The following is an 11,741-nucleotide window of genomic DNA, read 5'->3' on the forward strand; positions in this document are numbered from 1 at the left end:
GCCCTCAGCGGCGGCGCAGTCGCGGGTCGAGGAGCGACGGCGGGGTGTCGTGCTTCTCCTCGGGGGCGAGGTCGGTGCCGGGCGGGACGATGGCGTCGATCGCGTCCAGGACGTCGGAGGTCAGTACGGTGTCGGCCGCGGCGAGCTGCGCGCGCAGGTGGTCGAGGGTGCGGGGGCCGATCAGGGCGGCGGTCACGGCGGGGTGCGCGGTGACGAAGCCGAGGGCGAGCTGGATCATGGTCAGACCGGCCTCGTCGGCGACGGCGGCGAGCTGTTCGACGGCGTCGAGGCGGGCGCGGTTGGCGGGCACGGCGAGGTCGAAGCGCTCGGGCATCATCGCGGCGCGGTGACCGGTGGCCGCCTGTCCCGCGCGGACCGCGCCGGACAGCCAGCCGGACGCCAGCGGGCTCCAGACGAGCACGCCGAGCCCGTACTCCTCGGTGACCGGCAGCACATGGGACTCGATGCCGCGCTGGAGGACGGAGTAGCTGGGCTGCTCGGTGACATAGCGGCTCAGGCCGTGCTCACGGGCCGTCCACTGACCCTGGACGATGCGGTGGGCGGGGAAGGTCGAGGAGCCGAAGTAGCGGATCTTGCCCGCGCGTTGCAGGTCGGTGAGGGCGGACAGCGTCTCCTCGTCGCTGGTCGTGGGGTCCCAGCGGTGGATCTGGTAGAGGTCGACATGATCGACGCCGAGGCGGCGCAGGCTGTTGTCGAGTTCGGTGACCAGCCAGCGGCGCGAGGCGCCCTGGTGATTGCGGTCGCCGCCCATCGGCATGCTCGCCTTGGTGGCGAGCACGATGTCGTCGCGGCGGCCCGCGATGGCCTTGCCGACCATCTCCTCGGACTCGCCCGCGCTGTACATGTCGGCGGTGTCGATCACATTGATCCCGGCCTCCAGGGCCGCGTCGACGATGGCGTCCGCGTCCTGCTGCGTGGTCCGGGCGAGGGCGCCGAAATTCATCGCGCCGAGCGCGAGGGTGCTGACCTGCACGCCTGTGCGTCCCAAAGTGCGGTACTGCATGGTCTTCAGCCTCCATGACATCATGTGAATAAGCGGAACATCGCTCCGGAAAAACGATACGGAACCTTGTTCCGGATAGCAAGCGACGGGTCGGCCCGAGAGGTGCGGCGCGGGAGGAAGGGCGGTCCGGTGACGGGCGAAGAGGGGCGTACGCGCGGGGGCGGTACGGGCGGTGACCGTAGGGGCGGGGTCCGTACGGACGAGGGCCGTACGGGCGCGGTCCCTACGGGCGAGGGGGCGGCGCCTGCCGGCCGGGCGAAGCGGGCGGACGCCCTGCGCAACAAGGAGACGCTGCTCGACGCGGCGGCCGCGGCCTTCGTCGCCTCGGGCGTGGAGGCGCCGGTGCGCGACATCGCGGCCCGTGCGGGCGTCGGCACCGGCACGATCTACCGGCACTTCCCGACCCGCGCGGACCTGATCATCGCCGTCTACCGGCACCAGGTCGAGGCGTGCGCCGAGGCCGGACCCGCGCTGCTGGCGGACGGCGTGCCGCCGTACGAGGCGCTGCGCCGCTGGGTGGATCTCTTTGTCGACTTCCTGATCACCAAGCACGGCCTGGCCGCCGCCCTGCACTCGGACGAGGCGGGGTTCGACGCGCTGCACACCTGGTTCCTGGACCGGCTGCTGCCGGTCTGCACCGAGCTGCTCGCCGCCGGGGTCGCGGCGGGCGAGACGCGCGCGGACATCGACGCGTACACCCTCATGCGGGGCGTCGGGAATCTCTGCATCGGGGTGGAGAACGACCCGCGGTACGACGCGCGGCGGCTGGTCGGCATTCTCGTGGCGGGCCTGCGGGTACGGCGCTGAGCGGGGCCGGGGGCGCGCGGCGGCGCGGGGCGACGGCGGCGCACCGCAGATGTACGGGCCTCGGGCAGCGCTATTTGCGCAACGAACCGCAGCCGCAGCCGCCGGCCCGGGCGCGGGTCGCCTTCGAACTGACGGAGCTGCGGCCGGACGAGCAGTGGGGGCCGAAGCGGGCGGCGCGCATCGTGGCGAAGGTGCGCGAGCGGCTCAGCAAGGAGGCGGGGATTCCCGGTCTGCTGGAGGAGGAGGTGCCGCCGCCGGTCGGCAACGCGCTCAACCACAACCTCCTCACGCATCCGCTGGTCACGACCACGATCGTGAAGGAGGACCTGCGGATACTGGGCGGCTGAGGCGGCGTCAGGCGCGAGCGGGGAGCGGGGTGTTGACGGGGGCGCCGGCCGAAGTGCCCGGTGCGGCGGGGGTGTTCAGCGTGCGGACGATCCGGGCGACGGCCGCGGTCATGGCGCGGCGGCCCTCGCGGAGGTAGACCCGGGGATCGGTGCTGTCGTCCAGAGCGAGCCGGGCCCGTACGGCCGCGGTCATCGCCCGGTCGAGGCCGGCGCCGACGGTGACCTTGGCTATGCCCTCGGCCGCCGCGAGTCCGAGGTCGTGGTCGCTGCCGCCGGGGGTGTCGCGCAGCACGAGGGGGAGGTCGAGGGCGGCGCGCAGCCGGGCGAGCAGCCCGCGGTCGGGGCGGGCGCCGAGCGGGACGGTGAGCGCGTCCACCCCGGTGGCGGCGGCGAAGGCCCGGGCGGCGGCGGGGTCGCAGGCCGCCGCTCCCGCCGTCGCGGGCACCGCATCGGCCTCGATCCAGAGATTCTGCTCGTGCGCCCACTGCGCCGCGTCCCGGGTCACCGCGACGTTCCGCCCGTACGGCAGCCGGGCCGCGTCGTACATGATCGAGCTGAAGCCGCAGTGCGCGGCCTGTGCGAGCAGTGCCGTGCGGCGCACCTTGTCCAGGTGCAGGGCGACCGGTACGGCGGCCGACCGCGCGGCCTCCGCGGCGGCGCGGGCCAGCGGCAGCAGCCGCCCGTCGTCGTACTGCACGACGCTCTCGCTGACCTGGATGATCACCGGGGCGCCCACCGACTCCGCGCCCTCGACGACGGCCTGCACGTGTTCCAAGGTGATCGCGTCGAAGGCCGCGATGGTGCGGTGCTCGACGGCGGCGGCGGTGATCAGCGCGCGGGCGGCTGCAAGAGGCATGGCGTGGCTTCTCCCCGACTCACGGCAATGCTTGTAATTGCACCATACTCCGCACAATCAAACAGTTTCAAGCATTCGGGGTGCGCGCAGCCCGCACGCCTGTGCGCGCGGCGTCCATGTGCCACGCTGGACCGCGCACGATCATGCAGCCGATGAGGAGAACGCCCGTGTCCCGCGACGCCCGGTGGACCGCACTACTGGATCTGCTGGCCGAACACGGCCGCGTGGAGGTGGAGGAGGTCGCGACGACCCTCGATGTCTCCACCGCCACCATCCGCCGCGACCTGGACCAGCTCGCCGAGCAGCAGATGCTCACCCGCACCCGCGGCGGCGCCGTCGCGCACGGCGTCTCCTACGAGCTGCCGCTGCGCTACAAAACGGCCCGGCACGCCTCCCAGAAGCAGCGGATCGGCCGCGCCGCCGCCTCCCTCGTCGCCCTCGGCGACGTCGTCGGCCTGACCGGCGGCACCACGACCACCGAGGTCGCCCGCGCCCTCGCCCTGCGCGGCGACGTCACCGCCGACGGCGCCCGCCAGCCCGCGCTCACCGTCGTCACCAACGCGCTCAACATCGCCAACGAGCTGGTCATCCGCCCGCAGATCAAGATCGTGGTGACCGGCGGCGTCGCCCGCCCCCAGTCCTACGAACTCACCGGCCCGCTCGCCCGCGGCGTCCTCCAGGAGATCATCCTGGACATCGCCGTCCTCGGCATCGACGCTCTCGACCCCGCCCAGGGCGTCTACGCCCACCACGAGGACGAGGCCAGCATCAACCGCCTCCTCGCCGAACGCGCCCAACGCGTCGTCATCGCCGCCGACTCCTCCAAAATCGGCCGCCGCGCCTTCGCCCGCGTCTGCGGCCTCGACACCATCGACACCCTGATCACCGACGACGCCATCCCCCCGGAAACCGTCGCGGCCTTCGAAGAAGCCGGCATCACGGTCACCATCACCTGACACCGCCGCCTACGCTTCCGCGCTCACGCGAGGGCGGCCAGGTCCTCGATCGCGTTCCCGGGGCGGACGCGGTCGGCGGGCGCGGTCGACGGAACCGGGCACGGGGGAACACGTCGTTGGGAACTACCCAGATTTAACCTTTCCGCTCCTTCTGCGGCGAGGTCTACGCGCGTATCTTGAGCCGGATCGTGTACGCCGTTCCGCGGGATGACGTGCCGTCATGGGACGACGTATGGACGCATGGACGTATTCATCGCACCGCACGAAGGAGAAACCCTCCGGTGTCGCACATCTTCGGGGCTGCGCCCCGCCCTGTCAGACCCGGTAGTGCCGGGCAACGCAAGCGGCTGGTCACGGTCGGGATAGCCGGCGCGGTGGTGCTGGCGGCCGTGGGCGTGCATTCGGCGTTCGCGACGCCGTCGGCCGATGCCGTGGTGTCCGAGGTGTACGGAGGCGGCGGGAATTCCGGCGCGACGTATACGAACGACTTCATCGAGCTGGCCAACTCCGGCGGCGCGCCGCTGGATCTGAGCGGGTACAGCGTGCAGTACCTGCCGGGCGCGCCGACGCCGACGTCGAAGTGGCAGGTGACCCCGCTGACCGGGACGCTCGGCGCGGGCGCGCGGTATCTGGTGCAGGAGTCGGCCGGGACCGGCGGCGGCACCCCGCTGCCGACGCCCGACGCGACGGGCGCGATCAACATGTCCGGCACGACCGGCACGGTCGCCCTGGTGCACGGCACCGACCCGCTGACCTGCGTGACCGCCGCGGACTGCGCGGCCGACGGCAGCATCCGCGACCTGGTCGGCTACGGCACCGCCGTGGTGCACGAGGGCAGCGGCCCGGCTGCCGGCGCGAGCAACAGCGCCTCGGTGGCCCGCACCACCCTCACCGACTCCGACGACAACGCCGCGGACTTCACCGCCGGCACCCCGACCCCGGGCACCGCGGGCGACGGCGGCGGCGGTACGACGCCCCCGACCACTCCCCCGACGACACCGCCCACCACGCCCCCGGCAGGCGTCGCGGCGAAGATCCACGACATCCAGGGCGACACCCGGCTCTCCCCGCTTGCGGGCAAGAACGTCACCGACGTGACCGGCATCGTCACGGGCGTGCGGGACTTCGGCTCCTCGCGCGGCTACTGGGTGCAGGACCCGAAGGCCGACGACAATCCCCGCACCAGCGAGGGCATCTTCGTCTTCACCGGCTCCACCAGCCCCGCGGTCAAGGTCGGCGACAGCGTCTCGCTCGCGGCCACCGTGCAGGACTACTACCCCGGCGGCGCGACCACCGGTGTGCAGCCGGTCACCGAGCTGACCAAGGCCACCGCCACCGTGCTCTCCAGCGGCAACGCGCTGCCCGCGCCCGTGGTGCTGGACAAGAAGAGCGTGCCGGACGCCTTCGTGCCGAGCGCCGGCGGCGGCACCATCGAGAATCTGCCGCTGCGCCCCGACGAGTTCGCGCTGGACCTCTACGCCTCGCTCGAGGGCATGAACGTGCAGATCGGCGACAGCCGCGTGGTCGGCGCCACCGACCCGTACTCCGAGCTGTGGGTCACGCTCAAGGCGGACCAGAACAGGACGAAGCGCGGCGGCACCCTCTACACCGGCTACGACGACCCCAACTCCGGCCGTCTGATGGTGCAGTCGCTGATCCCGACCGCCACCGCGGCCTTCCCGGTGGCGAATGTCGGCGACACTCTGCGCGGCACCACGACCGGCCCGCTGGACTACAACCAGTACGCGGGCACGTACGCGCTCCAGGCCCGCACCATCGGCACGGTCAAGAGCGGCGGCATCCGGCCCGAGGTGACCGACAAGGCCAAGTCGAACGAGGCGGCCATCGCCACGTACAACGTGGAGAATCTGGCGCCGGGCAACCCGCAGTCGAAGTTCGACGCGCTCGCCAAGGGCCTGGTCACCAACCTCCGTTCGCCCGACATCGTGGCGCTGGAGGAGATCCAGGACAACAACGGCGCCACCGACGACGGCACCGTCGCCGCGGACCAGACGCTGACCAAGCTGACCGACGCGATCGTGGCGGCCGGCGGCCCGCGCTACCAGTGGCGCGAGATCGACCCGGTCAACGACAAGGACGGCGGTGAGCCCGGCGGCAACATCCGCTCGGTCTTCCTGTTCAACCCCGACCGGGTGAGCTTCGTGGACCGCCCCGGCGGCGACGCGACCACCGCGGTCGGCGTCACGGGCACCGGCGACAACACCGCGCTGACCGCCTCGCCCGGCCGGATCGCGCCCAACGACCCGGCGTGGAACAGCAGCCGCAAGCCGCTGGTCGGCGAATTCCTCTTCCGCGGCCAGAAGCTGTTCGTGATCGCGAACCACTTCAACAGCAAGGGCGGCGACCAGGGCATCGACAGCCGTTTCCAGCCGCCGGTGCGCAGCTCCGAGGTGCAGCGCAACCGCCAGGCGATCCTGGAGCACGACTTCGTGCAGCAGATCGAGAAGGCCGACAAGCACGCCGACGTGGTGGTGCTCGGCGACCTGAACGACTACCAGTTCTCGCCCGCCGTCCAGGCCCTCACCGGCAACGGCACGGTCCTCACCGACCTGGTCAACACGCTGTCGAAGTCCGAGCGTTACTCGTACGTGTACGAGGGCAACTCGCAGGTGCTCGACCACATCCTGGTCAGCCCGGACCTCAAGCACGTGGACTACGACGTGGTGCACATCAACTCGGAGTTCGCCAACCAGACGAGCGACCACGACCCGCAGGTGGTCCGGCTGAAGCCGTAACACTCCCTGTACGTGTGAGGGGGCGGGCCCGGCGGGGTCCGCCCCCTCACGCTTTCCCCGGCTTGCTCCGGTTTACCCCGAACAGACGCTCGCTTTGCGCCTCCTTGACCTTTCACTGGCGTTCATCGTCCGTACCCCATGGCTCCCTAAGGTCCAGGTGAAAGCTTGGCAAAACCTCATTGGGGAGCAAGAGTGGACATGCGCGTGCGTATGACGCGGAAGTGGGCGGCCCCGGCCGTGGCAGCGGCCGCCGCCGTCGTGGCGACCATGGTCGTCAACCCGACGCCCGGCGCCTCGGCGTCGGCCCCGCAGTCGGCCGCCAAGAGCAAGGCGCCGGCCGCGAAGAACGTCATCTTCATCAACGGCGACGGCATGGGCTCCGCCGCGCGCGAGGCGGCCCGGCTGCACCTGGCCGGCCTGTACGGCCAGCTCACCATGGACAAGCTGGCCGCCTCCGGCCAGCTCACCACCACCCCCGACGACCCGAAGTCCGTCATCACCGACTCCGCCGCGGCCGCCACCGCCTGGGCGACCGGCGAGAAGACGTACAACGGCGCGATCAGCGTGGACGTGGACGGCAACAAGCTGGCCACCCTCGGCGCCCAGGCCAAGGCGAACGGCAAGGCCACCGGCCTGGTCACCACCGCCCAGGTCACCGACGCCTCCCCCGCCGCCTTCTTCGCCAACACCGCGAACCGGTCGGCGCAGGACGAGATCGCCCGCCAGTACATCGAGGTCAGCAAGCCCGATGTGATCCTGGGCGGCGGCGAGGACTGGTGGCTGCCCAAGGGCACCCCCGGCGCCTTCGCGGACAAGCCCGCCGAGGACACCTCAGAGGGCAGCGTCGGCACCAAGGGCAATCTGATCAACAAGGCGAAGAACAAGGGCTACACGTACGTCAACTCGGCCAAGCAGCTGGACAAGGCCAAGGGCTCCAAGCTGCTCGGCCTGTTCGCCAACGAGGAGATGTTCCAGCAGCGGCCCGAGGGCCAGGGCGACGTCTACAGCCCGGTGGTGGACCTGCCCACCATGACCGACAAGGCGCTCAGCACCCTGTCGAAGAACAAGAAGGGCTTCTTCCTCATGGTCGAGGAGGAGGGCACCGACGAGTTCGCGCACTCCAACAACGGCGCCCGCGTGCTCCAGTCGATGCAGCAGCTGGAGAAGACCGTCGCGATCGCGCGCGCGTACGTCGCCACGCACCCCGACACGCTGCTGGTCGTCACCGGCGACCACGAGACCGGCGGCCTGTCGGTCGAGGAGGCCACGGACACCGCCGACGAGTCCGGCGACGGCATCTCCAGGGAGGACGGTCCCTTCTCGATCCGGGGCAGCGACCGCACCTTCGTGATCGACTGGACGACGTCCGGTCACACCAGTGTCGACGTGCCGGTGACGGCGAGCGGCCCGCTGTCCGCGGAGTTCAGCGGCAAGCACCCGAACACGTACGTGCACGACGTGCTCGCGCGGATCCTGGCGCCGCGCGGCTGATCGCGCCCCCTTCGCGTACGGCGGCGGGCCCGGGGGAACGTTTCCCGGGCCCGCCGCCTTTCGCGCTCCCACCCGATGTCGCGCTCCCACCCGATGTCGTGCTGCCATCCGATGTCGTGCTCCCATCCGCACCACACGTCACCACCTGTCACCTGCGTTTCCTGCTCCACGCCTTGACGCACCGATGAGCGGGTTATAGACAATTCCCTGCCGAGAGAGCGCTCTCACAGCCCCCCACAACGCTTCATCGGGACAGGAGACTTCGCATGTCCACCGGACACGCACCACAGCACCGCACGCGGCGCCCCCGCGCACGGCTCGCCCTCGCCGCGCTGGCCGTCGGCGCGCTGAGCCTGGCGGGCCTGACGGCGCTGGCGAGCCCCGGAGGCGCGGCCACCCCCACGGCCGCCGCCGGTCAGAAGGCCGCCGCACCGAAAGCAGCGGCGCCGAGCGCCGTACCCGCCCCGCCGTCCGGCTTCACCACCACCTGGAGCGACGACTTCAACGGCGCCTCGGGCAGCGGTGTCAACACCGGCGACTGGAAGTACGACACCGGCCCCGGCAGCAGCTTCGGCACCGGTGAGATCGAGACCATGACCAACAGCACGGCCAACGTCTTCCAGGACGGCAACGGCCATCTGGTGCTGAAAGCCCTGCACTCGGGCAGCGACCCGCGCGCGGGCTGGACGTCGGGCCGGATCGAGACGCAGTCCTCGTCCTTCGGGGCGCCGCCCGGCGGCGTGGTGATGATGCAGTCCTCGATCCAGCAGCCGAACCTCACCACGGCCAACGGCGCCGGCTACTGGCCCGCGTTCTGGATGCTCGGCTCGACGCTGCGCACCGGCACCACCTGGCCGACCTCCGGCGAGGTGGACATCCTGGAGGACATCAACGCCCGCAGCTCGGTCTTCGGCACGCTGCACTGCGGCACCAACCCCGGCGGGCCGTGCAACGAGTCCACCGGCATCGGCAGCGGCGAACGCGCCTGCTCCGGCTGCCAGACCGGCTACCACACCTACGCCGTGCAGATCGACCGCTCGGTCTCGCCCGAGCAGATCCGCTGGTATCTCGACGGGAACAACTACTTCACCGTCAACTCCACGCAGGTGCCCGCCGACACCTGGACCGCGGCCGTCGACCACCCGTTCTTCATCATCTACGACCTCGCCATGGGCGGCGGCTTCCCCGACGCCTTCGGCGGCGGCCCCAACGCGGCCACCGTCAGCGGCGGCCAGATGAACATCGACTACGTGGCCGTCTACAACAAGGGCCCGGGCAGCACCACTCCGCCGTCCAACGGCGCCGACCTGGCGCTGAACAAGACCGCGACCGCCTCCTCCACCGAGAACGCCGGCACCCCGGCCTCGGCCGCCGTCGACGGCAGCTCCACCACCCGCTGGTCCAGCGCCTTCAGCGACCCGCAGTGGCTGCGCGTCGACCTCGGCGCCTCGCACGCGATCAAGCAGGTCAAGCTCAACTGGGAGGCCGCGTACGCCAAGGCGTTCCAGATCCAGGTGTCCAACGACGGCACCAACTGGACCACTTGCTACAGCACCACCAACGGCACCGGCGGCGTCCAGACGATCCCGGTCACGTGCACCGGCCGCTACGTCCGCGTCTACGGCACCCAGCGCGCCACCCCGTACGGCTACTCGCTCTGGGACGTCCAGGTCTTCGGCAGCTGACCCCGGCCGGCCCTTTCGGTCCACTTCCCAGCGCCTCCCCGCGCACGCCGACGGGCGGTCCGGACGTCTCCCCACGTCCGGCCCGCCCGCTCGCGTCACCCGGCGAAGCGGAAGGTGCCCGTGACGGCGTCGAAGATGTCGTGGAACGCCTCGGCGAGGTCCAGTACGGGGCTGGCGCCGGAGACCAGCACGATCTCCTCGCTCCTGCCGGGGATCGGGATGTACGTCTGGGTGAGCGCCATCCGTACGGTCCGGGTGTCGCCGCGTTCCACGGGCACGTCCTCCACGCCGACCGTGCGCGCGCACAGGCCGACGCCGGGGATCTCGACGGTGCTCACCTTCCGCCAGGCGTCGCCCTCGCGCCGAGGTGTGATCGTCTTGAGCGACTGGGCGATCGCCTGCGGGTCGGTGCTGAGCGCGGCGCCCTGCGCGTCGGTGGCTCCGACCACGGTGACGGTGACCATCGCGGTCAGCGGCACGCCCTCGAAATTCTCGGCCATGCAGCCGCAGTAGAGCGCGCCCGCGTCGTGCGCGTCCCGCGCCATCCTGCGCAGCAGCGCGACCAGGTCCTTGCGGTACGGCGCCAGCTCCGGCACCGCCCGCACCCGTGCGTCGATCAGCGCGCGGATCGTCTCGTCGCGGCCCTCCGGCCGTACGTCGAACTCCCACCATGTCTCGGGCACGGCCAGGGACACCCCGACCGGCGGCGCGGTCGCGGCGCCGGCCACGGTCCGCGGACTCTCGCTCATCTCGCCGTCCTCCTCCCTGCTGCTGCGCTACTGCGCGCCGTGCGGCGCGGGCTGCTTCGGGTCGCCCTTGGCGGAATCGGCGAGCTGCTTGGCCAGGTCGTCGTCCACCTTGCGGATCTCCCGCACCACGGTGGTCGCCATCTTCTCCAGCCCGCTGAGCTGCTTGTGGATGTCGCCCCTGCCGTCCTTCCAATTGTGCTGGAAGTGATCGAGCGCGTCGGCGACGCTGCCGTCCCCCATGTCCTCCTCGAACGCCCCGAAGGTCGCCTTCGTGTCGTCCAGCCGCTTGGTGATCGACCCGAGCATCGTCGCGAAGTCCTCCAGCAGATCCAGCGGTATCGCGAGCCGGTCCTCACTCATACGCCGTCCTCCTCCCAGTCCAGGCTGCGGGAGCGGTAGGTGTAGCCGCCGAGGAATTCGACCAGGTCCACGGGGAGCGGCTGAACGCATTCCACGGAGTAGTCGAGAAAGAATTTCGGCGGCAGTGCGCTGTATTCGTAGAAGGTGTACTCCGGATCGAGCCGGTCGAGCACCTCCTGGTAGAGGTCGCGGACCTCGAGGAAGTCCAGCAGCGTGGGCAGCGACCAGTCACCGACGGATTCCCCGGGGTCACGCGGCAGCCGTGTCGGACCCGTCTCGACGGACTTGCGCAGCACCCCGTCCGCGGTCAGCGTCCGCACCTCCGCCGCCGAGAGGAAATGCCAGGGGCCGCTCTTCTCGACGAAGACCCAGTCGTCCGTGTTGACGTGCCGGAACAGGGCGCCGGACGGTCCGGAGTACACCGGCTCGGTGAACGCCATCCCGGGCCGCCGGTGCCGCAGCACCTTGCCGTCGACCTCGGCCTCGATGTCGTGGTCGCCCTGGGTGAGCATCAACAGCGCGTCCTCGCGGAAGGCGTGCCGGTGCGGCGAAGCGCGCAGGCAGGAGTGGTGGAACGCGCCTTCGAGGAAAGCCTCGTCCGGCACCCACGACGCCCGCAGCATCCGATAGCTCTTCAGCAGCGTCGTCCAGCCCGGCACCTGGAGGACATAACGTCCGCAGAACAGGCAGGCGTTGAATGCGGTCAGCAC

At 71.1% G+C, this 11,741-nt stretch carries 11 protein-coding genes; 6 read left to right on the forward strand and 5 right to left on the reverse strand.

Going from position 1 to position 11,741, the window contains the following annotated elements; genetic code table 11:
• Positions 1–4: 4 nt before the first annotated feature.
• The gene (locus BM076_RS26155) at positions 5–1,024 is read right to left on the reverse strand and encodes an aldo/keto reductase (protein ID WP_093716149.1); all 1,020 of its coding nucleotides are present in this window, start codon (positions 1,022–1,024) and stop codon (positions 5–7) included.
• 273 nt (positions 1,025–1,297) lie between these two features.
• Here BM076_RS26155 and BM076_RS26160 point away from each other — a divergent pair, with 273 nt between their 5' ends.
• Both BM076_RS26160 and BM076_RS26165 read left to right on the forward strand, forming a co-directional pair.
• Complete coding sequence (locus BM076_RS26160) at positions 1,298–1,831, forward strand: TetR/AcrR family transcriptional regulator (protein ID WP_093716206.1); 534 nt, start codon at positions 1,298–1,300, stop codon at positions 1,829–1,831.
• 74 nt (positions 1,832–1,905) lie between these two features.
• Positions 1,906–2,178, forward strand: a complete 273-nt coding sequence (locus BM076_RS26165; protein ID WP_093716150.1) for a hypothetical protein — start codon at positions 1,906–1,908, stop codon at positions 2,176–2,178.
• A gap of 7 nt (positions 2,179–2,185) precedes the next feature.
• On the opposite strand, the gene BM076_RS26170 is transcribed toward BM076_RS26165, so the two are convergent.
• Positions 2,186–3,034: a class II fructose-bisphosphate aldolase gene (locus BM076_RS26170; protein ID WP_093716151.1), complete on the reverse strand. Its 849-nt coding sequence runs from the start codon at positions 3,032–3,034 to the stop codon at positions 2,186–2,188.
• 167 nt (positions 3,035–3,201) lie between these two features.
• Here BM076_RS26170 and BM076_RS26175 point away from each other — a divergent pair, with 167 nt between their 5' ends.
• The 4 genes from BM076_RS26175 (at position 3,202) to BM076_RS26190 (ending at position 9,922) form a co-directional block, all read left to right on the forward strand.
• Positions 3,202–3,990 carry a DeoR/GlpR family DNA-binding transcription regulator gene (locus BM076_RS26175; RefSeq protein ID WP_093716152.1) on the forward strand — a complete coding sequence of 263 codons (789 nt, stop codon included), beginning with the start codon at positions 3,202–3,204 and terminating at the stop codon, positions 3,988–3,990.
• 389 nt (positions 3,991–4,379) lie between these two features.
• Complete coding sequence (locus tag BM076_RS26180) at positions 4,380–6,746, forward strand: endonuclease/exonuclease/phosphatase family protein (protein WP_245796376.1); 2,367 nt, start codon at positions 4,380–4,382, stop codon at positions 6,744–6,746.
• A 210-nt stretch (positions 6,747–6,956) separates the two neighbouring features.
• Positions 6,957–8,237, forward strand: a complete 1,281-nt coding sequence (locus BM076_RS26185; protein WP_245796387.1) for an alkaline phosphatase — start codon at positions 6,957–6,959, stop codon at positions 8,235–8,237.
• A 266-nt stretch (positions 8,238–8,503) separates the two neighbouring features.
• Complete coding sequence (locus BM076_RS26190) at positions 8,504–9,922, forward strand: galactose-binding domain-containing protein (protein ID WP_093716153.1); 1,419 nt, start codon at positions 8,504–8,506, stop codon at positions 9,920–9,922.
• A gap of 95 nt (positions 9,923–10,017) precedes the next feature.
• Here BM076_RS26190 and BM076_RS26195 read toward each other — a convergent pair whose 3' ends face one another.
• From BM076_RS26195 to BM076_RS26205, 3 genes are read right to left on the reverse strand one after another with little or no spacing between them, the layout of a single operon-like run.
• Complete coding sequence (locus BM076_RS26195) at positions 10,018–10,671, reverse strand: hypothetical protein (protein WP_093716154.1); 654 nt, start codon at positions 10,669–10,671, stop codon at positions 10,018–10,020.
• A 27-nt stretch (positions 10,672–10,698) separates the two neighbouring features.
• On the reverse strand, positions 10,699–11,031 hold the full coding sequence (locus BM076_RS26200) for a hypothetical protein (RefSeq protein WP_093716155.1): 333 nt from the start codon (positions 11,029–11,031) through the stop codon (positions 10,699–10,701).
• Positions 11,028–11,741 (reverse strand): hypothetical protein, encoded by a 714-nt coding sequence (locus BM076_RS26205; RefSeq protein WP_093716156.1) that lies wholly within the window; start codon positions 11,739–11,741, stop codon positions 11,028–11,030. The genes BM076_RS26200 and BM076_RS26205 overlap by 4 nt, the downstream gene beginning before the upstream one ends.

The sequence above is a fragment of the Actinacidiphila alni genome, from assembly GCF_900112845.1.
Taxonomy (GTDB): Bacteria; Actinomycetota; Actinomycetes; order Streptomycetales; family Streptomycetaceae; genus Actinacidiphila; species Actinacidiphila alni.

Bases quoted from the DNA above. Each gene is read 5' to 3' on its own strand.
- BM076_RS26155 (WP_093716149.1), bottom strand. From the start codon at position 1,024: ATGCAGTACCGCACTTTGGGACGCACAGGCGTGCAGGTCAGCACCCTC.
- BM076_RS26170 (WP_093716151.1), bottom strand. From the start codon at position 3,034: ATGCCTCTTGCAGCCGCCCGCGCGCTGATCACCGCCGCCGCCGTCGAG.
- BM076_RS26185 (WP_245796387.1), top strand. From the start codon at position 6,957: ATGACGCGGAAGTGGGCGGCCCCGGCCGTGGCAGCGGCCGCCGCCGTC.
- BM076_RS26190 (WP_093716153.1), top strand. From the start codon at position 8,504: ATGTCCACCGGACACGCACCACAGCACCGCACGCGGCGCCCCCGCGCA.
- BM076_RS26195 (WP_093716154.1), bottom strand. From the start codon at position 10,671: ATGAGCGAGAGTCCGCGGACCGTGGCCGGCGCCGCGACCGCGCCGCCG.
- BM076_RS26200 (WP_093716155.1), bottom strand. From the start codon at position 11,031: ATGAGTGAGGACCGGCTCGCGATACCGCTGGATCTGCTGGAGGACTTC.